This is a genomic window from Mycobacteriales bacterium, assembly GCA_035995165.1.
Taxonomy (GTDB): domain Bacteria; phylum Actinomycetota; class Actinomycetes; order Mycobacteriales; family CADCTP01; genus CADCTP01.
The window spans coordinates 25620-49331 of the sequence record DASYKU010000078.1 but is presented as its reverse complement, the minus strand read 5'-3'; the positions used below and the strand labels follow the sequence as shown (position 1 = coordinate 49331).

Annotated in this window: 23 protein-coding genes, 1 tRNA gene and 1 pseudogene; 12 read left to right on the top strand and 13 right to left on the bottom strand. The window is 72.6% G+C overall.

The window, feature by feature from the left end:
• Positions 1-1256: 1256 nt before the first annotated feature.
• Entirely contained in the window at positions 1257-2138 is an 882-nt protein-coding gene (locus VGP36_12910) for a discoidin domain-containing protein (protein ID HEV7655615.1), read from the top strand.
• Between the two features lie 201 nt (positions 2139-2339).
• The gene (locus VGP36_12905; protein ID HEV7655614.1) at positions 2340-3107 is read left to right on the top strand and encodes a site-specific integrase; all 768 of its coding nucleotides are present in this window, start codon (positions 2340-2342) and stop codon (positions 3105-3107) included.
• An 863-nt stretch (positions 3108-3970) separates the two neighbouring features.
• On the opposite strand, the gene VGP36_12900 is transcribed toward VGP36_12905, so the two are convergent.
• The 3 genes from VGP36_12900 to VGP36_12890 all read right to left on the bottom strand — a co-directional run bounded on the left by VGP36_12900 (position 3971) and on the right by VGP36_12890 (position 4676).
• On the bottom strand, positions 3971-4225 hold the full coding sequence (locus VGP36_12900; protein HEV7655613.1) for a type II toxin-antitoxin system RelE/ParE family toxin: 255 nt from the start codon (positions 4223-4225) through the stop codon (positions 3971-3973).
• 10 nt (positions 4226-4235) lie between these two features.
• Positions 4236-4517, bottom strand: a complete 282-nt coding sequence (locus VGP36_12895; GenBank protein ID HEV7655612.1) for a type II toxin-antitoxin system Phd/YefM family antitoxin — start codon at positions 4515-4517, stop codon at positions 4236-4238.
• An 84-nt stretch (positions 4518-4601) separates the two neighbouring features.
• Positions 4602-4676, bottom strand: a tRNA-Val gene (locus VGP36_12890).
• A 66-nt stretch (positions 4677-4742) separates the two neighbouring features.
• On the opposite strand from VGP36_12890, the gene VGP36_12885 reads away from it, so the two are divergent.
• On the top strand, positions 4743-5528 hold the full coding sequence (locus VGP36_12885) for an SURF1 family protein (protein ID HEV7655611.1): 786 nt from the start codon (positions 4743-4745) through the stop codon (positions 5526-5528).
• Positions 5529-5570: 42 nt separating this feature from the next.
• Here VGP36_12885 and VGP36_12880 read toward each other — a convergent pair whose 3' ends face one another.
• Positions 5571-6035 carry a peroxiredoxin gene (locus tag VGP36_12880; GenBank protein ID HEV7655610.1) on the bottom strand — a complete coding sequence of 155 codons (465 nt, stop codon included), beginning with the start codon at positions 6033-6035 and terminating at the stop codon, positions 5571-5573.
• Between the two features lie 50 nt (positions 6036-6085).
• Here VGP36_12880 and VGP36_12875 point away from each other — a divergent pair, with 50 nt between their 5' ends.
• Positions 6086-6991, top strand: a complete 906-nt coding sequence (locus VGP36_12875; GenBank protein ID HEV7655609.1) for a maleylpyruvate isomerase N-terminal domain-containing protein — start codon at positions 6086-6088, stop codon at positions 6989-6991.
• Positions 6992-7144: 153 nt separating this feature from the next.
• Here VGP36_12875 and VGP36_12870 read toward each other — a convergent pair whose 3' ends face one another.
• Positions 7145-7579, bottom strand: coding sequence for a DUF3052 domain-containing protein (locus tag VGP36_12870; protein HEV7655608.1), 435 nt, complete (start codon positions 7577-7579; stop codon positions 7145-7147).
• A gap of 145 nt (positions 7580-7724) precedes the next feature.
• The gene (locus VGP36_12865) at positions 7725-8252 is read right to left on the bottom strand and encodes a hypothetical protein (protein ID HEV7655607.1); all 528 of its coding nucleotides are present in this window, start codon (positions 8250-8252) and stop codon (positions 7725-7727) included.
• A 102-nt stretch (positions 8253-8354) separates the two neighbouring features.
• Between VGP36_12865 and aceE the strand changes: the two genes are divergently transcribed.
• Complete coding sequence (aceE, locus tag VGP36_12860; protein ID HEV7655606.1) at positions 8355-11114, top strand: pyruvate dehydrogenase (acetyl-transferring), homodimeric type; 2760 nt, start codon at positions 8355-8357, stop codon at positions 11112-11114.
• A 59-nt stretch (positions 11115-11173) separates the two neighbouring features.
• On the opposite strand, the gene VGP36_12855 is transcribed toward aceE, so the two are convergent.
• The 3 genes from VGP36_12855 to VGP36_12845 form a co-directional block, all read right to left on the bottom strand.
• Positions 11174-12388 (bottom strand): M20 family metallopeptidase, encoded by a 1215-nt coding sequence (locus VGP36_12855; protein ID HEV7655605.1) that lies wholly within the window; start codon positions 12386-12388, stop codon positions 11174-11176.
• A 9-nt stretch (positions 12389-12397) separates the two neighbouring features.
• Positions 12398-13054: a pirin family protein gene (locus VGP36_12850; GenBank protein ID HEV7655604.1), complete on the bottom strand. Its 657-nt coding sequence runs from the start codon at positions 13052-13054 to the stop codon at positions 12398-12400.
• 127 nt (positions 13055-13181) lie between these two features.
• A complete protein-coding gene (locus tag VGP36_12845; GenBank protein HEV7655603.1) occupies positions 13182-14240 on the bottom strand; it encodes a PHP domain-containing protein in 1059 nt (352 codons plus the stop codon).
• Between the two features lie 26 nt (positions 14241-14266).
• Here VGP36_12845 and VGP36_12840 point away from each other — a divergent pair, with 26 nt between their 5' ends.
• The 7 genes and pseudogenes from VGP36_12840 to VGP36_12810 all read left to right on the top strand — a co-directional run bounded on the left by VGP36_12840 (position 14267) and on the right by VGP36_12810 (position 21449).
• Entirely contained in the window at positions 14267-15421 is a 1155-nt protein-coding gene (locus VGP36_12840) for a helix-turn-helix domain-containing protein (protein ID HEV7655602.1), read from the top strand.
• Positions 15422-15437: 16 nt separating this feature from the next.
• Positions 15438-16184, top strand: coding sequence for an SDR family oxidoreductase (locus tag VGP36_12835; GenBank protein ID HEV7655601.1), 747 nt, complete (start codon positions 15438-15440; stop codon positions 16182-16184).
• A gap of 136 nt (positions 16185-16320) precedes the next feature.
• Positions 16321-17208, top strand: a pseudogene (locus tag VGP36_12830) (ACP S-malonyltransferase).
• Between the two features lie 290 nt (positions 17209-17498).
• Complete coding sequence (locus tag VGP36_12825) at positions 17499-18464, top strand: beta-ketoacyl-ACP synthase III (GenBank protein ID HEV7655600.1); 966 nt, start codon at positions 17499-17501, stop codon at positions 18462-18464.
• Between the two features lie 10 nt (positions 18465-18474).
• The gene (locus VGP36_12820; protein HEV7655599.1) at positions 18475-18753 is read left to right on the top strand and encodes an acyl carrier protein; all 279 of its coding nucleotides are present in this window, start codon (positions 18475-18477) and stop codon (positions 18751-18753) included.
• Positions 18750-20018 carry a beta-ketoacyl-ACP synthase II gene (gene fabF, locus VGP36_12815; protein HEV7655598.1) on the top strand — a complete coding sequence of 423 codons (1269 nt, stop codon included), beginning with the start codon at positions 18750-18752 and terminating at the stop codon, positions 20016-20018. Before VGP36_12820 ends, fabF begins: the two co-directional genes overlap by 4 nt.
• 105 nt (positions 20019-20123) lie before the next feature.
• Entirely contained in the window at positions 20124-21449 is a 1326-nt protein-coding gene (locus VGP36_12810) for a carboxyl transferase domain-containing protein (GenBank protein HEV7655597.1), read from the top strand.
• Positions 21450-21516: 67 nt separating this feature from the next.
• Here VGP36_12810 and VGP36_12805 read toward each other — a convergent pair whose 3' ends face one another.
• The 4 genes from VGP36_12805 to VGP36_12790 all read right to left on the bottom strand — a co-directional run bounded on the left by VGP36_12805 (position 21517) and on the right by VGP36_12790 (position 23622).
• A complete protein-coding gene (locus tag VGP36_12805; GenBank protein HEV7655596.1) occupies positions 21517-22008 on the bottom strand; it encodes a DUF3145 domain-containing protein in 492 nt (163 codons plus the stop codon).
• A gap of 178 nt (positions 22009-22186) precedes the next feature.
• Positions 22187-22573: a hypothetical protein gene (locus tag VGP36_12800; GenBank protein HEV7655595.1), complete on the bottom strand. Its 387-nt coding sequence runs from the start codon at positions 22571-22573 to the stop codon at positions 22187-22189.
• A gap of 83 nt (positions 22574-22656) precedes the next feature.
• Positions 22657-23151, bottom strand: a complete 495-nt coding sequence (locus tag VGP36_12795; protein HEV7655594.1) for a pyridoxamine 5'-phosphate oxidase family protein — start codon at positions 23149-23151, stop codon at positions 22657-22659.
• 84 nt (positions 23152-23235) lie between these two features.
• Complete coding sequence (locus VGP36_12790) at positions 23236-23622, bottom strand: phage holin family protein (protein ID HEV7655593.1); 387 nt, start codon at positions 23620-23622, stop codon at positions 23236-23238.
• Positions 23623-23712 lie beyond the last annotated feature (90 nt).

Here is a 23712-nt window from a genome sequence, read left to right as displayed (position 1 = left end):
ACGCGAACGACCACGAATGAGACCAAGACCGAGACCACCGTGCCCGACGAATGGCCGGCGTACACGCCGTCTCCGCTGCGCTGCCGAGCACTCGGCTGTCCGAGCAGGTCGAGCGCGGTTCGATGATCCGAGTCTCGTGTCGGCGGGCGGGCTGGTTCCGGTGCTGGCGTTGGCCGACCGAGCTGGTCTGCGGGTTCTGGTCGATGAGCATCTGACGGTGCCGACGGACAAGGGCGTTCACGGCGGGGCGAAGGTGAGTGCGCTGGTCGCCGGGATGGGATACGCCAAGCGCGGGTGCCGGTTACGGCTACTCCGGGGTGAAGGGTCTGAACGCTGCTGGCCGCGCTGTCGACGCCGGGCGGGGCGCCGCTGATCGTCGCGACCCGGCTGCGCAAGGGCTCGGCGAACTCCGCGCGCCAAGTCGCCGAAGCCGATCCGGGTCTACGTCGAGTCGACCCGGTGGTTCGCCGCCGCCCATCTCCTGGCCCACGGCGGCACGGGCGCCTGGGCCGCCGTCACCGCCGACGACATCCGTACCTGGATGGCGTCCCTGCTGGAGCGCTACGAGGAGGAACTCGAGTCGCTGTCGAAGTCCTGTAACGGAAAGACGTTCGCCGACTGATCGCAGCGATCTCGACATGAACAATCGGGAACTGCGGGTGCACGGCAAGGGTCGCCGTGATCGGATAGTGAAATTCGACTACGAGCCAGACTGCCGTCGATTTCTTGCTGGTGACCGGAACAATTGAGGTGTCTCGGCTCCGCATGGCCACCTTCGGTGAAATGCCCGGACCTGGTGTCCCGTCTCACTCCCGATGCAAGCCTTCAGAGACGCTCACCGCCGCGATCGGAGTGTCGGGAACCGTACAGTCGCACGGTTCGGTGGCGAACAGACGGCGCGGGCCGACGTCGACAGTCTTGACGGACCAATAGACGACAGCTCATTGGGCCGCCGGAGACACCTCACCTGACTGGGCAATCCGGATCGGTGACCAGCGGGCCGTCGCGTCATCCGTCCGAAGGGATTCACCATGCATCGACCCGCCACCGGGACGAGCGTCTGCCGCATCGCGGCGCCAGCGACGCCGTTCGCATCATCACCCTCGCGCCGTAGGGCCTACCGACCCGTCGACTGACTCGGCACTGCGCAGCCGGCGCCGCGCGAACTGGTGATTCCAGACAGTCGTGCCGGCGCGGCGCAGGTCCAGGTGGCTCCGACAACGGGGCCACCCAACCCTCATCGTGAAGGAATCCTGATGCACCGGAACAACGACACCGCTCCCCGGGCTCCGCGCCGCGGGCGAGCCCTCATCCTCGGCGGCGCCGTCGCCCCGATCGTCCTCGGCCTCGCGATCGCGACGGCCATGCCCGCTTCCGCCGCCGTCTCGTGCCCGGTCAGGCTGATCGACGGCCCCACGACGGTGCAGGCCGGCGAGCCCACCGACTACTCCGTCGACGTCCAGGGCGATCACGTGCAGGATCGGGTCTACGACACCCTGGCCACGGATGACAACAAGGCCGACATCTCGCCCGACGGCTACATCACGTTCGTGACGCCCGGCCTCCACGTCGTGGTGGACCGCTACCAGGACAGCATGCAGTGCCCCTCCGCGCCCGACCTCCAGGTCACGGTGCAGTCCGCCGCCCCGACACCGGTCTCCCTCCACCGTCCCGCGACGGCGAGCACCACCCTGGAGAACTCCGACTGGGGACTGCAGCACCTCACCGACGGGATCAGCACCAGCCTGGTCGGCGCGAAGGGATACACCAGCCAAGCCCACGCCACGGCCCAGTCCACGGACGCGGTGACTGTCGACCTGGGAAGCGTCACCTCGGTGGGCCGGGTCGTCCTGTTCCCCCGCACGGCCGTCCCCGGTGAGGACCCGTCCATGACGGGCCTCGGCTTCCCCTCGGCGTTCAGCATCCAGCTGTCCGGCGACGGCATCAACTGGAACACCGTCGACCGGCTGACCGGGCAGAGCGCGGACGGCGGCACCCCTCGCACCTACACGTTCGGCGCCGGCTACACGGGCCGGTATGTGCGCATCCAGGTGTCCCAGTTCGGCCGGGCCGCCACGGTGTACGAGCCGGGGATCTACCGGCTGCAGTTCGCCGAGATGCAGGTGTGGGACAAGTAGGCACCGGACGAGCAGACACGACACGCCGCGCTCAAAGTGCGCCCTCCCGGGGATGTCTCGGGAGGGCGCGCTTCGCCTTTCTACGAATCGGCATGCTTCCGACGCCGTGCGGTGGCCGATTGTCGCGCAAGGCGGAGCGTGCTCGGCCCGCCTGGCTCGTTCGGTCGCCCGCAACCCGGTCAGCTCGCGAAGCCGCCGCGGTTGGCCGAGGCCGAGGTCGAGCCGCTGTCCGTGGACGAAGTCCGCCAGCTGCTCGCCGCCGCACTCGCCCGCCGCAACGGCACCCGGTTCGCGGTGGCGCTCGCGCTCGGCCTCCGGAAAGGCGAGGCGCTGGGCCTTCAGCGGCGGGACGTCGACCTCGACGCCGGGACGCTCATCGTCCGGCGGGCGCTCCAGCGCCGGCCCTGGCAGCACGGCTGCGGCGGCACGTGCGGCAAGAAGCGCGGCGCCGACTGTCCGGACCGCCACGGCGGCGGCCTGGTGGTGGCCGAAGTCAAGTCCCGAGCCGGCCGCCGCGGAGTCGGCTTGCCGGATCCCCTGGTCGAGCTGCTGCGCACCCACCAAGAAACGCAAGACTTGGAACGCCGGCGAGCGGGCCACCTGTGGAAAGAGGCGGGTGGGTATTGGCTCAGCCTGTGGGCCGCCCAATCGATCCGCGAGCCGATCACGACGAATGGAAATCACTCCTCGCGGGCCGCATGCGTACGGAACGCCCGACTGCACGACGCCCGTCACACGGCCGCCACAGTCCTTCTCTTGCTCGGAGTGCCCGATCGCGCCGTGATGGGATTGATGGGTTGGTCGCAGAGTGCGATGACTGTCCGATACCAGCATCTAACGGCAGGAATTCGTCGTGATATCACGAGTCAAGTTGGTGCACTTCTGTGGGACGTCAATCTACGTCAGCCAAGCGGTAGCGAGAACCCCCGCAAGGGCGCCAAGCACGACGCCGACGACGCACCAGAATAACTGGCGTGACCAGTGAGAGCCACGCTCAAGCCGGATCATTCGCTGCCCTTGCTCGTCCATTAGGGCGCCTTGCTTCGTTAGCTGCTGCCGGAGTTCGGTGAGCTGTTCGAGCTGACTCTCCAACAGTTGAGTCTGTGTCGCGATCGTTGAGCTAAGGGTCTCTAGCGTTGACTCCGGCCGGCTGACAGCCGCCTCTTGAGCGAGACGGCGCACGACATCCGCGGGCAGCGATTGACCTGTCGCCCACTCGGATAAACGCGCCGTCTGGAGACAGGGTCAGTCCGCTGGCCGGGATGTCAACGACGATCAACACCCGGCCATCAACCGACACCCGCTGCACGGTGTACTCCGGTATTGGATCGAGCCGTTCGATCGCCTTTTGTAGAGCCTGCTCTTCTCGAATAGGGTCGCTTACACCCACAATTCGATCTGCGCGAGTTTCGTCGACGGCGAGGACGACCGTACCTCCGGAGCTATTAGCGAGCGCCGCAAGAATCCGACTTAGAATCCGAAGATTCATCAGGGCCGAACGTCGGAATTCAAGCGTCTGGCCCTCCTCCTGGCTCACCAGACGTCGCACGTCTTCGATCGACCGCTCCACGCTCGGACCATACGTTCTCGCCTCTGGAGCACCACAGCCTCCCCCGAATGAGACCGTAAACGAGACCAGCGGCGGATGTCCCCGTCCGTATCGGGGGCCATCACCGGAAGACACGCAGGTCAGGAGGGTGGGCGCGGCTGGGTTCGAACCAGCGACCCCCCGCTTGTAAGGCGTCCCGGCCCCGACGCTGTCCAGCCAGCCGTCTCAGCAGGTCCGCCGCAAGCGAAACGACAACAGGCGGTCGCTGACTGAACGATCTTGCCTACTCCGGCCGGTAGGCGTCTGCCCGCTGCGCCACGTGGAGGACCACGACCGTTCTCGTGCTCTCCTCGATACGGTACCGGATCCGATAGTCGCGGACACGCGCGGCGTACAGACCCGCGAACTTGCCCATCAATGGCTTGCCGATCCGATGCGGATTGTCCACCAAACGCTCCGTCATGAATTCGACCAGCGCGAGTCCGATTCGGTCAGGAATCTTGGCCAGAGCGCGCACCGCCGGACCGGCGACCTTCAACTCATAGGGCTCAGGCAACGTGCGGCGGCAGTCCGAATTGAGCGCGCAACGCGTCCCCGGTCACGAAGTCGCCGGCCGAATATGCTGCCTCGGCCCCGGCAATCTCCTCCTGCGCCGCCGAGTCACCCGCGAGCGCGACGGTTTCCTGCATGGAGGCGAACTCGTCCTCGGTCAGCAGCACCAGACTGGCGCGGCCCGACCGCGTGATCCTGAGATGTCCATGGGTCGACTCCACCTCCTCCGCCAACTCGGAGAGGTGGGCAGCCGCGTCGTCCAGTGGCTCGCTCCTCATGTACCCATGATCCCACGACGGCTCGGATCGGGTCCACGATCGCGTCCGACGGTTGCGACACGCCGAAACCGCAGGTCCAGACGGTGGTGGGCGCGGCTGGGTTCGAACCAGCGACCCCCCGCTTGTAAGGCGGGTGCTCTTCCGCTGAGCTACGCGCCCGGAGAAGTGGGCGGTGGTGAGGGTACCGGGCGGGCGCGGACAAGGGGTGGGCCGTAGTGTCGGAGCGTGTCTGGACGGACGACCCGACCGCTGCGGGTGCTGGCCCTGGTGAGCCTCGGGTTGGTGCTCGGCGGGCTGTGCGGTACGGCGGGCGTCTGGCAGTGGCACCGGTTCGGGGAGAAGAAGCTCGCGGACGACCAGCTGCGGACGGCGGCGGCGCTGCCGGCGGTGCCGGTGGACCAGGTGCTCACGCCGGGGCGGGTCGTCGACGACACCGTGCGGTTCCGGACGATCACCGCCACCGGGACGTACGACGGGACGCAGCAGGTCCTGGCCCGGCAGCGGCAGGTCAACGACACCCCGGGCTTCCTGGTGATCACGCCGCTGCGGACCTCGTCCGGGCGGACGTTGTTCATCGACCGCGGGTTCATGCCGGCGACCGGGGCGGCGACGCTGACCCCGACACCGCCGGACCCGCCGGTGGGTCAGGTTCAGGTGATCGCGCGGATCCTGTCCAGCGAATCCGGCGGGCTCGGGACGAACCTGCCCGCGCGGCAGATCGAGCGGATCGACGTACCTGCGCTCGCGTCCCGGAACGGCGAACCGGCGTACTCGGCCTTCGGGGAGCTGATCTCCTCCGTGCCGGCCGAGCAGGGGCTCACCCCGGTGCCGGCGCCGGACCTGAGCAATCCGGCCGGCGGGGCGTTCGTCGCCCAGCACCTCGCGTACGTCGTGCAGTGGTTCCTGTTCAGCGGGTTCGCACTGGCCGGGCCGGTGATCCTGCTGCTGCTGGACCGCCGGGCCCGGCGCCGCGAGCCGGCGCCGGTCAAGCGCGAGCCCGCGGCGACCTGACGCCGCGGGCCCACGTGAAGTGCGAGCCCGCGGCCACCTGGGTCAGGCCGGCAGCTGCGCCATCGCCTCGTGCCAGGCGGACTGGTCGCGCCGCTCGCCCGGCTGGTTCACCTCGGCGAACCGCACGACCCCCTGCTTGTCGATGAGGAACGTGCCCCGGTTGGCCATGCCGGCGATGTCGTTGAACACGCCGTACGCCTTCGCGACCTCGCCGTGCGGCCAGAAGTCCGACAGCAGCGGGAAGAGGTAGCCCTCCTGCGCCGCCCAGCTCTTCAGCGTGAACGGGTGGTCGATGCTGATGCCCATCACCTGCACCGAGTCGCCCTCGAAGCTCGGCAGCTCGTCGCGGACCTGGCAGAGCTCGTTCGTGCAGATCCCGCTGAACGCGAACGGGAAGAAGACGAGCAGCACGCTCTGCTGACCGCGGAACGAGCTCAGCGTCACCTGCTCGCGGTTCTGGTCCTGCAGGGTGAAGTCGGGGGCCTCCTGGCCGACCTCGACCGGCATACGGGTCTCCTCCGCAGAAATGGGGCCGGCAGATCCGGCACGATGGCAGCATGTCACGCCCTGCCCCGGCGCCCGAGGCCAGCCCGGCCGGGCTCGCGGAGCATCCGTACGGACAGCAGCGGGCGCGGGTGCTGGCCGCCTGGGACGGGTTCCTGGCCGTCGCCGGTGCCGCCGACCTGGACCGGCCGTCGCGGCTGCCGGGCTGGACCGGGCACGACGTCGCCGTCCACATCGGCGACTGGGACGACGTGACGACGCTGGACCGGCTGCTGGCCCAGGCCCGTTCCGGCAGGCCGGCCGGACAGGGCGACACCGACGCGGCCAACGCGGCGGTCGTCGCGGCCCACCGGGGCGCCTCCCGGGCCGACGTGCTGGCGGCGTTGGAACGGTCCCGGCAGCGGGTCGCCGACTGGTACGACGACGCCGGCCCCGACGGTCCCGACGCGCTCGGGCGGGCCACCGTCATGTCCGTGGTCGGCGCGCTGCCGCTGCTCACCGTCGTCAACGCCGGCGGGTACGAGCTGGCCGTGCACGCGCTGGACCTCGGCATCCACCCGCCGGAGGTGCTGCTGGACGCCGGGCTGGCGGCGCTGGTCGACGTGACCGGGGCGTTCGCGGCGCGGCGCGGGCTGCGGACCGCGCTGACAGCCTGGACGGGCCGGGCGGGCTGGCAGGTCCGGACGGCCGACGGCGGCTGGCGGACCGAGCCGGTCACCGCGCGGCCGCCGGGCGCCGCCGTCGAGGCGGCGCCCGACGTGCTGCTGGACGCGTCCGCGGGGCGGCGGGCGGTGCCGCCGTTGCTCGCCAGCCGGGCGGTACGGGTGCACGGGCTGCCGGACCTCCTGCGGCTCGCGCCGATCGTCGACGAGGTGCCGGGGTTGCCGGGCGGGCCGGCCCTGCGAGCCGCCGCCCGCTGGGTCGGCGGCGCCGGCCGCCTCCTCCGCCTCGGCCGCTGAGCGGCCACCAAACCGCCTCGGCCGCTGAGCGGCGGGGCGCCTGGGCGCCCGCCGAGCCGCCGCCCGCCGCTGGCCAGGCCGAACCGCCCGCCGAGCGGCCGAGCGCCCACTGACCAGGCCGAGTGGCCTGGTCAGGGGGTCGTCAGGGGGTCGTCAGCGCTTGGGACGTCCCGTCTTGGGCGTCACCAGCCGAGCCCCGGCCCAGTCCTGGGCCGCGCTGATGCTCGAGGTCTGGGACAGCCCGGCCGTCGGCGCGGCCTCGCTGATGTCGGAGGGCGGGACGTGCCCCTCGCGCCCGGACTTCGGCGTCAGAAGCCAGACGGTGCCGCTGTCCTCGAGCGGGCGCAGCGCGTCGACCAACGCGTCGACCAGGTCGCCGTCGTCCTCCCGCCACCACAGCAGCACCACGTCGACGACGTCGTCCGCGTCCTCGTCGACCATCTCGTTGCCGGACCGGTCCTCGATCGCGTCGCGCAGCTCATGGTCGACGTCTTCGTCGTAACCGAGCTCCTGCACGACCATGCCCGGCTCGATTCCCAGCCGCTCGGCCAGGCCGCGCCCTCCTGCCTGGTCCACGGTCGTGCTCACCCCTCGGTCCTCCCGTTCAGTATGCGGTCACCACGGTCTGTGTGCCGGTAGTCCACACATTCCCAGGTCCGCGCGCAAGTACGCCACTCCGGGCGGGGAGATCGTGTCGCCGCACCGATGTGCCGGTACGCCCTGCTCCCGCAGGTCAGGAGATCGAGTTGCAGGCCGTCTGGAATTTCTGGGTCGCCACGTTGTACGCGTTCGTGCTCGGCGAATTGCCCTCGCCCGCGTCCGTGGCCAGGCGATTCAGCTGGTCGAGCACGCCCTGGCCGGACCGCCGGATGCCGTCGGCGGCCGGCAGCCCGGACCGGCTGATCTGGCCGCGGATGGTGGCCGCGCCGGTCTTGAGGATCTGGATCTGCCCGCTGCGATCCTTGGATCCGTTGAACGAGCTGTTGACGTTCGCGATCGCGGCCCGCTCCAGCACGCACAGCGCCCGCTCCCGGGTGGTGACCGGGTTCGTCGTCGGCGTGGGGTCCGGCGTCGGGCTGTCCGTGGTGGGGTCCGGGGTGGGGCTGCTGGTCGGATCGTCCGAGGTCGGGGACGCCGTCGGTGCGTCGGTGACGACGTCGGACGCGATCGTCCCGGAGCCCTCGATGCTCGTCGCGCATCCGGCGAGGCCGGACAACAGGGCGGCGGCCGAGAGCACGACCGGCAGGCGGGTCAGGCGCATGCCGGACAAAATACCGTCCCGAGGTGAGGACGGCAGCAACAGCGCCCGGGACCGGCCGCGGTCAACATCTGCGGTACCCGACTCGGCTACCCGGCGGTAAAGATGGACAATAGGCCTGTGACCAGTGACCGCTTCAGTGTCATCACCGATGGCCTGCCAAGTCAGCTACCCGACCTCGACCCGGAGGAGACCCGGGAGTGGCTGGAGTCGCTGGACTCGGTGATCAACGTCGCCGGCCGCGGCCGGGCCCGCTACCTCATGCTCAAGCTGCTCGAGCGCGCGCGGGAGCGCCAGGTCGGCGTGCCGGCGCTGCGCAGCACCGACTACATCAACACCATTCCGCCGGAGCGGGAGCCCTGGTTCCCCGGCGACGAGTACATCGAGCGCCGCATCCGCGCGTACATCCGGTGGAACGCGGCGATCATGGTGTCGCGGGCCAACCGGCCGGAGCTCGGCGTCGGCGGCCACATCGCGACGTACGCGTCGATGGCCAGCCTGTACGAGGTCGGCTTCAACCACTTCTTCCGCGGCAAGGACCACGGCCAGTCCGGTGACCAGGTCTACTTCCAGGGCCACGGCTCGCCCGGGATCTACGCGCGGGCGTTCCTGGAGGGCCGGCTGAGCGAGCGCCAGCTCGACGGCTTCCGGCAGGAGCTGTCCGCCCCCGGCGGCGGCCTGCCGTCCTACCCGCACCCCCGGCTGATGCAGGACTTCTGGGAGTTCCCCACCGTGAGCATGGGCCTCGGCCCGCTGCACGCGATCTACCAGGCCCGCTTCAACCGCTACCTGCTCAACCGCGAGATCGAGGACACCAGCAACTCGCGGGTGTGGGCGTTCCTCGGCGACGGCGAGATGGACGAGCCGGAGTCCCTCGGCGCGATCGGCGTGGCCGCCCGCGAGGAGCTGGACAACCTCACCTTCGTCGTGAACTGCAACCTGCAGCGCCTCGACGGCCCGGTCCGCGGCAACGGCAAGATCATCCAGGAGCTGGAGTCGTACTTCCGCGGCGCCGGCTGGAACGTGATCAAGGTCGTCTGGGGCCGGCAGTGGGACGAGATGCTCGCCCGCGACACCGACGGCGTGCTGGTCAACAAGATGAACACCACGCCCGACGGCCAGTTCCAGACGTACTCGACCTCGCCCGGGGCGTTCATCCGGGAGGACTTCTTCGGCTCCGACCCGCGGCTGCGCCGGATGGTCGAGAACCTCTCCGACGACCAGCTGCGCAACCTGCCCCGCGGCGGCCACGACTACCGGAAGGTCTACGCGGCCTTCAAGGCGGCCACCGAGCACACCGGGCAGCCGACGGTCATCCTGGCCCACACGATCAAGGGCTGGACGCTGGGCAAGGACTTCGAGGGCCGCAACGCGACCCACCAGATGAAGAAGCTCACCAAGCCCGAGCTCAAGGAGATGCGCGACCGGCTCTACCTGGAGATCCCGGACTCGGCGCTGGAGGACGGCCTCCCGCCGTACTACCACCCCGGGGAGAAGTCGGACGAGATCCAGTACATGAAGGAGCGGCGGGCCGCGCTCGGCGGGTCCGTACCGCGGCGGGTGACCAGGTCCAAGCCGCTGACGCTGCCGGCCACGGAGGTCTACGGCGACCTGAAGAGGGGCTCCGGCAAGCAGGCGGTCGCCACCACGATGGCGTTCGTCCGGCTGCTCAAGGACCTCATGAAGGACAAGGAGATCGGGCACCGGTTCGTGCCGATCATCCCGGACGAGGCCCGTACCTTCGGCATGGACTCGCTGTTCCCGACGGCCAAGATCTACAGCCCGTTCGGCCAGAAGTACGACCCGGTCGACCGCGAGCTGCTGCTGTCCTACCGCGAGGCGGTCAAGGGCCAGATCCTGCACGAGGGCATCACCGAGTCGGGCTCGATGGGCTCGTTCGTCGCCGCCGGCTCGGCGTACGCGACGCACGGCCAGCCGATGATCCCGATCTACATCTTCTACTCGATGTTCGGGTTCCAGCGGACCGGTGACGCGATCTGGGCCGCCGCCGACCAGCTCAGCAAGGGCTTCATGCTCGGCGCCACGGCCGGGCGGACCACGCTGAACGGGGAGGGCCTGCAGCACCAGGACGGGCACTCGATGCTGCTGTCCTCGACCAACCCGGCCTGCGTCGCGTACGACCCGGCCTGGGCGTTCGAGATCGCGGTGATCGTGGAGGACGCGCTGCGGCGGATGTACGGCTCGACCGACGAGCACCCGCACGGCGAGGACATCTTCTACTACCTGACCGTCTACAACGAGCCGTACCGGCAGCCGGCGATGCCGGACCACGTGGACGCGGAGGGGATCCGCCGCGGCATCTACAAGTACCGGGCGGCCGCCGCCTCCGACGGGCCGAAGGCGCAGATCATGGCCTCCGGGGTGGCCGTCCTGGCGGCGCTGAAGGCGCAGGACCTGCTTGCGTCGCAGTGGGGCGTGGCCGCGGACGTCTGGTCGGTGACCTCCTGGAACGAGCTGCGCCGGGACGCGGTCGCGGCCGAGGCGGCGGCGCTGCTCGACCCGTCGGTCCCGGCCCGGGTGCCGTACGTGACGTCGGCGCTGTCCGATTCGGCCGGCCCGCTGGTCGCGGTCTCGGACTGGATGCGCTCGGTGCCGGACCAGATCTCGCGCTGGGTGCCGGGCGACTACAGCTCGCTGGGCACGGACGGGTTCGGCCGGTCCGACACCCGGGGTGCGCTGCGGCGGTACTTCCACGTCGACGCCGAGTCGACGGTCGTGGCGGTGCTCTCGCGGCTCGTCGCCAGCGGTGAGGTCAAGCAGGAGACGCTGCAGCAGGCGGTCGACTCGTACAAACTCACCGAGGTGAGCGCCGCGAGCGCGGGCAACACCGGCGGCGACAGCTAGGTCGTGGTACGCGAACGGCCCGGCCCCCCACGGGAGCCGGGCCGTTCGGCGTTCACGGTTCACCAGCCGGCGGGTTTGGCTTCCAGGGCGGCGAGGGCGACGGCGGCGTGGGTGGCCACGCCGACGGCCATGGCGTTCTCGTCGAAGACGACCCGGTTGGAGTGGTTGGAGGGCGAGGACGCCGGGTCCAGGTCGGGCGGGCAGGCGCCGAGCCAGGTCATCGCCCCGGGCACCCGCTGCAGCACGTACGACCAGTCCTCGGCGCCCATGATCGGGTCCTTCTCCAGCAGCGCCCGGTCCGGCCCGAGCATCCCCAGCGCGGTCGAGTGGACCAGGTCCGCGGCGGCCAGGGAGTTGACCACGACCGGGTAGCCCTCCTCGATCGTCACCTCCGCGGTCGCCCCGAACGCCGCCGCGATCCCGGGGGCCAGCCGGTGCAGCCGCTCCTTGACCGAGGCCCGGGTCTGCTCCGACAGCGTCCGCATCGTGCCGAGCATCTCCGCGGTCTCCGGGATGACGTTGTCGGTGGTGCCGGCGGTGATCTTGGCGATGGTGACCACGGCCGGGTCGAAGACGTTCACCTCACGGGTGACCATCGTCTGGATCCCCTGCACGATCGCGGCCGCGATCGGGACCGGGTCGAGCCCGGCGGTCGGGTTGGAGGCGTGCCCGCCGCGACCGGTGACCACGATCCGGATGGTGTCCGAGGACGCCATCGCCGGCCCGGGCCGGACCGCGACGACGCCGGACGGCTGCTGGGTGGTGATGTGCAGCGCGAACGCCGACTCCACCGGCGACCCGGCCGCGTCCAGCACGCCCTCCTCGATCATCACCGGGGCGCCGCCGTAGCCCTCCTCCCCCGGCTGCCACATGAACACGACCCGGCCGGCGAGCGAGTCCTGCCGGGCCGAGAGCAGCTTGGCCGCGCCGACCAGCATCGCGACGTGCGTGTCGTGCCCGCAGGCGTGCATGACACCGGGGATCTCGGAGGCGAACTCCAGGCCGGTGTCCTCCGGCATGGGCAGCGCGTCCATGTCGCCGCGCAGCAGCACGGCCGGCCCGGGGCGGCCGCCCTCGAGCACGCCGACGACCGAGGTGACCGCCGTCCCGGTGGTCACCTTCAGCGGCAGCCCGGCGATCGCGTCGAGCACGGTCGCCTGGGTCTCGGGCAGGGTGAGGCCGACCTCGGGGCGGCGGTGCAGCCGGCGCCGCAACGCCACGGTCCCGGGCTGGAGGTCGACGGCGGCGGCGAGCAGGTCGCGAGCGGGTTCCATACCCTCTCCCTACCCGACCGGCAGCCCGGACCGCATCCGCCAGGCGAGCAGTTCTGTCCCGGTATCGGTGCGGACCGTCACCGGCCCGTCACCGGCCTGCCGCAGGGCGTCCCCGGCGCCCAGCTCGTCGGTCCCGATCCTGGCGCTCCCGCTCACGACGAGCAGGTGCAGGTACTCCGCCGCCAGCGTCACGGACCCGCCCGGCTCCAGCCGCCCGGCGACGAGCGTCGCGGAGGGCTGCCGCAGCGGCGTCACCTCGGTCAGCCCGGGCCCGACCGGCACCGTGTCGTACGCCGGGGGCCCGCCGACGGTCGCCGGCCGGAGCCACATCTGCACGTAGTGGGCCGGCCCGCCGACGGCGTACTCGCTGTGCCGGACGCCGTCACCCGCGCTCATCCGCTGCACGACGCCGGGCCGGGCCGAGCCCCGGTGACCGGCATCGTCGGCGTGCGCGAGGACCCCGGACACCACCCAGGTGACGACCTCGATGTCGCGGTGGGGATGCGACGGGAAGCCGGACCCGGCCGTCAGCCGGTCCTCGTTGCAGGCCAGCAGCAGCCCGAAGTGGGTGTTGGCCGGGTCGTACGCGGCGCCGTAGGAGAACGAGTGCCGGGAGTCGAGCCAGTCGGTCACGGTCGAGCCCCGGGACCCGGCCCGGACGATCACTGTGCTTGCCTTGTTCGCTCCCGGTCGGGCGCTCCTGGCGGCGGCTTCCCTCCGCGCCCCTCCGCTGAGCGCCGTCGCGGGGTCGGCGGGCGCCCCGGTCCAGACACCGCCGCGCCCGACCTCCCGCTCACCTGTCGGTCCAGGCCAGCAGCCTGTCCGCGGTCTTCGTGTTGACCACCCGCGCCGTCGGGACGCCGCAGTCGACCGCCCGCTCGCACCCGTACGGCAGCCAGTCCAGCTGGCCGGGCGCGTGCGCGTCGCTGTCGACGGAGAACACGCAGCCGGCCTCGACCGCCTCCCGGAGCAGCCGCTTGGGCGGGTCCAGCCGTTCCGGCCGGGAGTTGATCTCGACCGCCACGCCCTCGGAGGCGCAGGCCGCGAACACGGCCGCGGCGTCGAACTCCGACTCCGGCCGTTCCCGGGAGCCGGTCACCATCCGGCCGGTGCAGTGCCCGAGCACGTCGGTGTGCGGGTTGCGGACCGCGGCCAGCATCCGCCTGGTCATCGGCCCGCTCGGCATCCGCAGCTTGGAGTGCACGCTCGCGACGACCAGGTCGAGCTGACTCAGCAGCTCGCCGGTCTGGTCCAGCGCGCCGTCGTCGAGGATGTCGACCTCGATCCCGGTCAGGATCCGGAACGGCGCCAGGTCCTCGTTGAGCAGCGCGACCTCGACCAGCTGGGCCCGCAGCCGCTCCGCGGTCAGCCCGTTGGCGACGGTCAGCCGGGGCGAGTGGTCGGTCAGCACCATGTACTCGTGGCCGAGGTCGCGGGCGGCGATCGCCATCTCCCGGATCGGCGAGCCGCCGTCGGACCAGAGCGAGTGGGTGTGCAGGTCGCCGCGCAGGGCGTGCCGCAGCGCGACGCCGGCCGGCGTCGGCGCGTCCAGCCGGGAACCGTCGGCGCGCTCGTTGACCGGCTCGCCCGCGCCGTCCTCCAGCCCGACCAGGTAGTCCGGCGTCTCGCCGGACAGCGACTGGGCGACCACGGCCGCGGTCTTCTCGCCGATGCCGGGCAGCTGCCGCAGCGTGCCCAGCTCGACGCGGCGGTGCAGCGAGTCGACCGGGATCTCGGACAGCACGTCGGCGGCCCGGCGGAAGGCCCGGACCCGGTAGGTCGCCTCGTGCCGCCGCTCCATGAGGAAGGCGATCCGGCGTAGATCGTCGACGGGGTCGCGCGGGGACGTCACGCACCCATCGTGGCAGGGTGGGGGCCGTGACCACCACGCCACCACCGGCCGCGACGCTGCGCCGGCTGGAGCGCGCGTCCGGCGCGCTGGCGACCAAGAGCGTGGCCCGGATGGACGAGACCCTGACCTGGTTCCGGGACATGCCGGCCGACCAGCGGTCCTGGGTGATGCTGATCGCGCAGGCCGGCATCGCCTCGTTCGTGGAGTGGCTGCGTTCCCCCGGCGACGCGCCCCGGCTGACCACCGAGGTCTTCCGGGCCGGGCCGCAGGAGCTGGCCCGCTCGGTGAACCTCCAGCAGGCGGTCGAGCTGGTCCGGGTCACGGTCGAGGTGGTCGAGAGCGAGGTCGAGAGCTTCGGCGCCCCCGGCGAGGAGGCCCAGCTGCGCGAGGCCGTGCTGCGCTACAGCCGGGAGATCGCATTCGCCGCCGCCGGGGTGTACGCGGGGGTGGCGGAGCTCCGCGGCGCCTGGGACGCCCGGCTGGAGGCGCTGGTCGTCGACGTGCTGCTGCGCGGCGACGTGGACGACACCCTGCTGTCCCGGGCCAGCGCGCTCGGCTGGGCCGCGATGACCCCGGTCGCGGTCGTGATCGGAGCCGCCCCCAAGGGGCATCCGGAGCAGATCCTGGACGCGGTCCAGCGGGCGGCCCGGCACGCCGGGGTCGACGTACTGGCCGGCGTACCGGGAGACCGGCTGGTGGTGGTGCTCGGCGGGGTGGCGGACGCGGTCGCCGGCACCCGGCCGCTGCTGCCCGAGTTCGGGTCCGGGCCGGTGGTGATCGGGCCGACCGTGGCCGACCTCGGCGCCGCGGGGGCGTCGGCGCGGGCGGCGCTGGCCGGGATCAGGGCCGTGCCGGGCTGGCCGGCCGCCCCCCGGCCGGTGCTGGCGGCGGACCTGCTGGCCGAGCGGGCGCTGTCCGGCGACGAGGAGGCCCGCCGGACGCTGGTCGAGGACGTCTACCGGCCGCTGTCCGAGGCCGGCTCGGCCCTGCTGGACACCGTCACCGCGTACGCGGAGAGCGGCAGCACGCTGGAGGGCGCGGCCCGGACGCTGTTCGTGCACCCCAACACCGTGCGGTACCGGCTGCGCCGGGTCGCCGAGGTCTGCGGCCGGACCCCGACGGACCCGCGCGACCTGCTCACGCTGCAGCTCGCGCTCGTCCTCGGCCGCCTGGAGAACTGAACCGAAGGGACAACGGATGAGCAGGGTCGCGTACGTCTCCGGCGGCGGCACCGGCATCGGCCGGGCCACCGCCGCCGCGCTCGCCCGCGACGACTGGACCGTGGTCGTGCTCGGCCGCCGGGAGGGCCCGCTGGCCGAGACCGTCGAGGAGGTCGGGAAGGCCGTGCCGGGTGCGGTCGTGCACGCCGTGACCGCGGACCTGGCCGACCCGGAGCAGGTCGAGCGGGCCGTCGCCCGGGCCGCCGAGCTGGCCGGGCCGGACGTGGACGCGGTGGTGAACATCGCCGGCGGCACGTCCGCGCTGCCGGACGGCACCCTGGCCGAGGTCGCGGCCGAGTGGGCCGACGAGTGGCGGACGAACGTGCTGACCGCCGTACTGCTGACCACCGCGCTGCTGCCCCGGCTGCGTACGCCGGACGCCCGGGTGGTCAACCTCAGCTCGATCGCCGCCCTGCGCGGCGGCGGGTCGTACGGGGCGGCCAAGGCCGGTCTGCACCCCTGGACCTGGGACCTCGCGTCCCGGCTGGGGCGGGGCGGGACGGCCAACCTGGTCGCCCCCGGGTACGTCGAGGACACCGGCTTCTTCCGCGACTCGATGACCCCGCAGCGGCGTGAGCGGCTCATCGGGCAGACCCCGACCGGACGCCCCGGCCGCCCCCAGGACGTGGCCGAGACGATCCGCTGGCTGCTGACCCCGGCCGCCGGGCACGTCAGCGGCCAGATCATCCAGGTCAACGGGGGTGCGCTGGCGGGGCGGGGGTAAGGAGGAAGTCCACCGTCGGGGACGCCCGCGCGGGTGCGACACGCGCTGAGATTGTGGGGTTCCTACAAGGTCTCCCCCGCGACCTTCGTGCGCGCCACTCTCGCACCAGGCCCGTACGACGCGCGACGGTAGAGGAGTGCTCGCCCTCCTCTCCCCCGGCCAGGGCGCTCAGTCGCCCGGAATGCTGGTCCCGTGGCTCGACCTGCCTCGCGCCGCCGCCCGGCTGCGCTGGCTGTCGGCCGTCTCGGGACTGGACCTGATCCGGCTCGGTACCACCGCCGACGCGGACGAGATCCGCGACACCTCGGTGACCCAGCCGCTGCTGGTGGCGACCGCGCTGGCCGCCGCCGCCGAGCTGGACGTGCCCGCGTCCAGCCCTGACATCGTCACCGCCGGGCACAGCGTCGGCGAGCTGGTCGCCGCGTCGCTGGCCGGCGTGTTCTCCCCCGAGGCCGCGATCGCGCTGGCCCGGGTCCGCGGCGCCGAGATGGCCGCTGCCTGCGCGCTCGCCCCGACCGGCATGTCGGCCGTGCTCGGCGGCGACCCGGACGGGGTGCTGGCCGGGATCGAGGCCCTCGGGCTGACCGCGGCCAACGTCAACGGCGCCGGTCAGGTCGTCGCGGCCGGCGCCACCGAGGTGCTGGAGAAGCTGTCGGCCGAGCCGCCGGGCGGCGGGAAGGTGCGTTCCCTGCCGGTGGCCGGCGCGTTCCACACCTCGTACATGGAGCCGGCCCGGGAGAACTTCGGCGCGCTCGCCGCGGGCGTCCCGGTCGCCGACCCCGGCCTGCTGCTGCTGTCGAACGCCGACGGCACCGCCGTGCACCGCGGGACCGAGGTGGTGGACCGGCTGGTGGCCCAGCTGACCCGTTCGGTGCGCTGGGACCTCTGCCAGGCCACCCTGCGCCACCTCGGCGTGACCGCGCTGATCGAGCTGCCCCCGGCCGGCACGCTGGCCGGCATCGCCCGGCGCGAGCTGCCCGGCGTGGACACGGTCAAGCTGCGTACGCCGGACGACCTGCCCGCGGCCCAGGCCCTGCTGGCCAAGGCGACCACCGGCGGCCAGGGCGAGCACACCCCGGACTGGCGGATGGTGATGGCCCCGGCCGGCGGCACGTTCGCCGCCGACGGGATCCCGGAGGGGACCCGGGTGCAGGCCGGCAGCCGGCTCGGCGCGGTCCGGACCAAGCGCGAGGACCTGCAGGTCAGCGCCGGCTACGACGGCGTACTGGTGGAGTGGCTGATCGAGGACGGCGACCTGGTCGACGCGGGCGAGCCGCTGGCCCGCCTGGTGCCCGGCACCGAGGAGGAGGCCCGATGAACGTCCGGCCCGCGGTACCCGGGGCCCGGCTGCTCGGCCTGGGCGAGCACCAGCCCGCCACCGTGGTCACCAACGCCGACCTGGCCGCCCGGATGGACACCACCGACGAGTGGATCCGCAGCCGGGTCGGTGTCGCCAGCCGGCGGATCGCCGGGCCGCAGGAGTCGGTCGAGGACATGGCCGTCGCCGCCGGCGGCAAGGCGCTGGCCGCGAGCGGGCTGGCCCCGGACGACATCGACCTGGTCGTGGTCGCGACCTGCACGATGCCGACCCCGATCCCGAGCGCGGCGGCCCAGGTGGCCAGCCGGCTGGGCATCACGGCCCCGGGCGCGTACGACCTCAACGGCGCCTGCGCCGGCTTCGTCTACGGCCTGTCCGCGGCCGCGTCGGCGGTCACCGCCGGCGCCGCCCGCAACGTGCTGCTGGTCGGGTCGGAGAAGCTCTCGGACTGGGTCGACCAGAACGACCGCTCGACCGCGATCATCTTCGCCGACGGCGCCGGGGCGGCCGTGGTCGGACCGGCCGCGACCGTCGAGGACGTCGGCATCGGGCCGGTGGCCTGGGGCAGCGCGGGCGAGTCCGCCGAGCTGATCCGGATCCCGAGCCGGACCCAGTTCCTCGGTCAGGAGGGCCAGGCGGTCTTCCGCTGGGCCACCACCGCGCTCGCGCCGGTGGCGCTGGAGGCCTGCCGGCGGGCCGGCATCGAGGCCACCGAGCTGGCCGCGTTCATCCCGCACCAGGCCAACCTGCGTATCGTCGAGGCCATCGCCCGCAGGCTGGGCGCTCCCGGGGTACGGGTCGCCGACGACATCGTCGAGGCCGGGAACACGTCCTCGGCGTCGATCCCACTGGCGCTGGCCCGGATGGCCGCGCGGGGCGAGGTGCGCTCCGGCGACCCGGTGCTGCTGCTCGGCTTCGGCGCCGGGCTGACGTACGCCGGGCAGGTCGTGCTCTGCCCCTAGGTCCCCACGGATTCCGAAGAGAACACACGAAGGAGACGCAGTGGCGAACGAAGAGATCAAGGACGGCCTGGCGGAGATCCTCGAGGAGGTCGCCGGCGTGCTGCCGGCCGACGTCAGCGAGGAGAAGTCGTTCACCGACGACCTGGACGTCGACTCGCTGTCCATGGTCGAGATCGCGCTGGCGGCCGAGGAGCGCTTCGGCGTGAAGATCCCGGACAACGAGCTGGCCAACCTCAAGACGGTCGGTGACGCGGTCAGCTTCATCGAGAAGGCCAAGGCCTCGGCATGAGCGAGCGGCCGATCGTCGTCGTCACCGGGCTCGGCGCCACCACCCCGCTCGGCGGGGACGTGGCCTCGACCTGGGACGGTCTGCTCGCCGGCAACTCCGGGGTGAGCCTGCTCGAGGACGAGTGGGCCCGCGACTTCCCGGCCCGACTGGTGGCCCGGATGACGGTCGAGCCGACTTCGCAGCTGGAGCGGGTCGAGGCCCGCCGGCTGGACCGCTGCCAGCAGGCCGCCCTGGTGGCCGGCCGGGAGGCGTGGGCCGACGCCGGCTTCGACCCGGTGCCCAAGAGCAAGGACGGGGTGCCGAACGAGACCGTCCGGGGCGTGGACCCGGAGCGGCTGGCCGTCGTGGTCGGCAGCGGGATCGGCGGCGCCACCACCATGCTCGGCCAGGACGACGTCCTGGAGGAGCGCGGCGTACGGCGGGTGTCCCCGCTGACCGTGCCGATGCTCATGCCGAACGGGCCGGCCGCCTCGCTCAGCCTCGAGTTCGGCGCCCGGGCCGGGGTGCACGCCACGGTCAGCGCCTGCGCCAGCGGCGCCGAGGCGATCTCGCTGGCCGCGGACCTGATCCGGCTCGGCCGGGCCGACGTCGTCGTCTGCGGCGGCACCGAGGCCGTGGTGGACAAGCTGCCGATGGCCGGGTTCGCGCAGATGCGGGCGATGTCGACCCGCAACGACGAGCCCGACCGGGCCTCCCGGCCGTTCGACAAGGGCCGGGACGGGTTCGTGCTCGGCGAGGGCGCCGGCATCCTGATCCTGGAGAGCGCCGAGCATGCCGCCGCCCGCGGCGCCCGGGTGTACGCGGAGATCGCCGGCGCCGGCATCACCTCCGACGGCTACCACATCACCGCGCCCGACCCGACCGGCAGCGGCGCGGCCCGGGCGATCACGCTCGCGCTCCGCGACGCCGGCGTCAGCGCGGCCGACGTGGTGCACGTGAACGCGCACGCGACCTCGACCCCGACCGGCGACCTCGCCGAGGCGGCCGCGATCCGGGCCGCGGTGGGCGACCATCCGCTGGTCAGCGCGCCCAAGTCGATGCTCGGCCACCTCCTGGGTGCGGCCGGCGCGGTCGAAACCATCGCCACCGTGCTCAGTGTCCGTGACGGGGTGGTCCCCATCACGCGCAACCTTGAGAATCTGGACGACGGGGTCGAGCTGGACGTGGTCTCGACCGAGGCCCGCCGGCTGCCGGTACCCGTCGCCGTCAACAACGCCTTCGGCTTCGGTGGTCACAACGTGGCCCTCGTCGTCCGCCAGATCTGACGTCAGGAGCTCGTCGTGGCTTCACCCGCTCTGGAACTGACGGCGGACGCGCCGGACTGGCGCGATCCGGCGGTGCGGCTGTCCGCGCTGCTGGACCCGGGCTCGATGCGTCCGCTCGCCCCGTTCGACAACAGCGGCGTGTACGTGGCCTCCGGCACCGTCGCCGGCGGCCGGATCGTCGCCTTCGCCAGCGACCCGCAGAAGATGGGCGGCGCGATGGGGTCGGAGGGCTGCCGGCACATCGTCGACGCCATCGACACCGCGGTCCGCGAGCGCGTCCCGGTGGTCGGGCTCTGGCACTCCGGCGGCGCCCGGCTGGCCGAGGGCGTCGAGGCGCTGGACGCGGTCGGGCAGGTCTTCGCCGCGATGGTGCGGGCCTCCGGCCGGGTGCCGCAGCTCTCGATCGTGCTCGGCCCGGCCGCCGGCGGCGCCGCGTACGGTCCGGCGCTGACCGACATCGTCGTGATGGGCCCGGGCGGGCGGGTGTTCGTCACCGGCCCGGACGTGGTCCGCTCGGTCACCGGCGAGGACGTCGACATGGAGCGGCTCGGCGGCCCGGACACGCACGGCCGCCGGTCCGGGGTCGTGCACGTGGTCGCGTCCTCGGACGAGGCCGCGCTGGAGAAGGGCCGGGCGCTGGCCGAGCTGCTGGCCCGGCCCGGCCGGGTCGACGCCACCGACATCCCGGACAGCGACCTCGGCAAGCTGCTGCCGGACAACCCGAAGCGCGCGTACGACGTCCACCCGCTGATCACCGGGCTGCTGGACGAGGGCACCGAGATCGTCGAGCTGCACGCCAAGTGGGCGCCGAACGTGGTCACCTCGCTGGGCCGCTTCGGCGGCCGGACGGTCGGCGTGGTCGCCAACAACCCGCTGCGGCTGGGTGGCTGCCTGGACTCGACCTCGGCCGAGAAGGCGGCGCGGTTCGTGCGGATGTGCGACGCGTTCGGGGTGCCGCTGCTGGTGATCGTGGACGTGCCGGGGTACCTGCCCGGTGTCGGCCAGGAGTGGGACGGCGTGGTCCGGCGCGGGGCCAAGCTGCTGCACGCGTTCGCCGAGGCGGTCGTGCCGCGGGTGACGCTGATCACCCGCAAGTCGTACGGGGGCGCGTACATCGCGATGAACTCCCGGTCCCTCGGCGCCACCGCGGTCTACGCCTGGCCGGACGCGCAGGTCGCGGTCATGGGCGCCTCCGCGGCGGTCGGCATCCTGCACCGGCGCAAGCTCGCCGCCGCGCCACCCGGGGAGCGCGAGGCCCTGCACGCGCAGCTCGCGGCCGAGCACGAGAAGGGCGCCGGCGGGGTCGGCCGGGCGCTGGAGATCGGCGCGGTCGACCGCGTGATCGTGCCGAGCGAGACCCGGCGGGTGCTGGCCGAGGCCCTCGCCGTCGCCCCGCCCGGGCGCGGCGCCCACGGCAACATCCCCCTCTAGAACGCACGCCGACAAGGGCCGGACCCTCGACGACGAGGACCGGCCCTTGTCGGTGCTCAGGATCTGCTCACACCACCTGATGCAACCAGGTGATGGGAGCGCCGTCGCCGGCGTGGCGGTACGGCTCCAGCTCGGAGTCCCAGGCGGCGCCGAGCAGGTTGTCCAGCGTGTGGGCGTAGTCCTCGGCCGTCCGGGCCGTCGCGACCAGGGCCCGCAGCTGCTCCTCCCCCACCACGATGTCGCCGTTCGCGCCGGTGGAGGTGCGGTAGACGCCGCGGCCGGGGACGTAGGAGATCCGCTCCCCGTCGTACCCCTCGGCCGGGTCCTCGGTCACCTCGAACCGCACCATCGACCAGGACCGCAGCGCCGCCGCGATCTTGCTCGCGGTGCCCGGCTTGCCGGTGTACGCGCTCTCGGCCCGCAGCTGGCCCGGTGCGGCGGGCTGCGCGGTCCACGACAAAGTCACCCGGGTGCCGAGCACTCCGGAGATGGCCCACTCAGCGTGCGGCACCACGGCAGGTGGGCACGAGTGGACGTAGACAACGCCACGGGTCGGCACAAGGAACCTCCGGTCGGACGAGGTGCGCCTTCCCCAGCGGCCTGCGTCGTATCGGACGTCCTTCTGCGCGGATCATTGTGCCTGGCGATCACCCGGACACGCCAGCGGGACACGCCCGCACGATCATGCGGTTGCGCGCCGGGGCGTGTCCTGCGGCCCGGGACGGCCCGCCGCGTGCTCAGCTCCGGCGGGGCGAGACCGTCCGGTAGCGCCGGTGGGTCCGGATCCGGGCCGCCGCCTGCGCTCCCCGGCACTGCGGGCAGTCCGGGTGCCAGGTCCCCGGCCCGGCGTGCCGCCGCGGGTCCAGCACCGGCTCGACGATCGTGGCCAGGTCGTCCAGCTCGGCCCAGAGCAGCCCGTCGGCCTGGATGACCACCCCGTGCTCGCGGCCGTGCTCGTCGTCGGCGACCAGCGCCCGCGCCCCGTACAGCGCGGCGAGGATGTCGTCCCGGACGTGCGGGAGCTCCCGCAGCCGCGGGATCTCGGCCTCGATGGCCCGCCGGGCCGCGGACAGCCGCGGCAGCGCGGGCTCGCGCACGATCGGGATGAAGGGCTGGTCGGTCACGCGTCCCCCGGACTGGATTTTCGACGCTCGACCCGAACACATGTTCGCACGACATCACCGAACGCGACCAGTGCAACGGAGCGTCAGAACGTCCAGCGGGTCGGCGAGCCGGCGAAGTCGTCGTGCCGCAGCCCGTACGCGCGCCCGGGAGTGACCAGGTAGAAGCCGCTGGGCCCCTGTTCGGGCACCCGGTACGACCCCGGGTACTTGGCGTTGAGCGCGGCCACCGCCGCCGTGAGGTCCTCGGTCCCGGACAGCTCGGCCGCGGTGCCGGAGACGACGATCGGGTCGTTGGCGTCCTCGGTCGAGACCGACACCCGGGGGTCCCGGGCGATGTTGCGGGCCTTGGCCGAGGTCGAGGCGCAGCTGAACAGCACACCCCCGGCGTGCCAGGTCCCCCAGACCGCGGACTGCTGCGGCCGGCCGTCCGGGAAGAGCGTCACCACCCAGAGGTTGCGGGCGGCCGTCAGCTGCTGCTCGGCCCAGGACCAGGGCAGCAGCCCGGTCCCCTCCTCCGGCGGGAGCGTGCCGTACCCGGGCATGTGCGGGCGCTCGGCCCGCGGCGTCGCTGCGGTCATGCCGGCACTGTCCCAGCCGGCACCGACAGAAGCCTCAGTCGCGGAGGAGGGCGCCAGCAGCGCCCGAGCGGAGCGACGGTGCGGCTAGTCGTCGCCGTCGGGCACGACGATCGACAGGAGCCAGCTGACGATGCTGACGACGATCGCGCCCCAGAACCCGGCCCAGAACCCGTCCACCTCGAACGGCGCCCCGGCCGCGTTGCTCACCGCCGCCACCAGCCAGAACAGCAGCCCGTTGATGACCAGCGCGAACAGCCCGAGCGTGAGGATGACCAGCGGCAGCGACAGCAGCTTGACCACCGGCTTGATCGTCGCGTTGACCAGGCCGAGGATCGCGCCGATCACCACCAGCGTGAGCACCTTCTTGCCGGTGTCGTCCGTCGTCACGTTCACCCCGCCGACCAGCAGCGTCGCAACCCAGACGGCGACCGCGTTGAGCACGATCCTGATGAGGATTCCCACGGCGCACATCCTGGCGTACGGGTCGTACGGCTGATCACGCACCCTGGCCCACGGGAAGGCAAAGTCGAGCATGACCGTCCCCATGACGACGGCGCAGGA

Coding starts and splice junctions, on each gene's coding strand:
- fabF (HEV7655598.1), top strand. CDS start 18,750: ATGAGCGAGCGGCCGATCGTCGTCGTCACCGGGCTCGGCGCCACCACC.
- VGP36_12790 (HEV7655593.1), bottom strand. CDS start 23,622: ATGTGCGCCGTGGGAATCCTCATCAGGATCGTGCTCAACGCGGTCGCC.
- VGP36_12865 (HEV7655607.1), bottom strand. CDS start 8,252: ATGCGCCTGACCCGCCTGCCGGTCGTGCTCTCGGCCGCCGCCCTGTTG.
- VGP36_12825 (HEV7655600.1), top strand. CDS start 17,499: ATGAACGTCCGGCCCGCGGTACCCGGGGCCCGGCTGCTCGGCCTGGGC.
- VGP36_12835 (HEV7655601.1), top strand. CDS start 15,438: ATGAGCAGGGTCGCGTACGTCTCCGGCGGCGGCACCGGCATCGGCCGG.
- VGP36_12855 (HEV7655605.1), bottom strand. CDS start 12,388: ATGGAACCCGCTCGCGACCTGCTCGCCGCCGCCGTCGACCTCCAGCCC.
- VGP36_12910 (HEV7655615.1), top strand. CDS start 1,257: ATGCACCGGAACAACGACACCGCTCCCCGGGCTCCGCGCCGCGGGCGA.
- VGP36_12810 (HEV7655597.1), top strand. CDS start 20,124: ATGCGTCCGCTCGCCCCGTTCGACAACAGCGGCGTGTACGTGGCCTCC.
- VGP36_12880 (HEV7655610.1), bottom strand. CDS start 6,035: ATGCCGGTCGAGGTCGGCCAGGAGGCCCCCGACTTCACCCTGCAGGAC.
- aceE (HEV7655606.1), top strand. CDS start 8,355: ATGGACAATAGGCCTGTGACCAGTGACCGCTTCAGTGTCATCACCGAT.
- VGP36_12795 (HEV7655594.1), bottom strand. CDS start 23,151: ATGACCGCAGCGACGCCGCGGGCCGAGCGCCCGCACATGCCCGGGTAC.
- VGP36_12875 (HEV7655609.1), top strand. CDS start 6,086: ATGTCACGCCCTGCCCCGGCGCCCGAGGCCAGCCCGGCCGGGCTCGCG.
- VGP36_12895 (HEV7655612.1), bottom strand. CDS start 4,517: ATGAGGAGCGAGCCACTGGACGACGCGGCTGCCCACCTCTCCGAGTTG.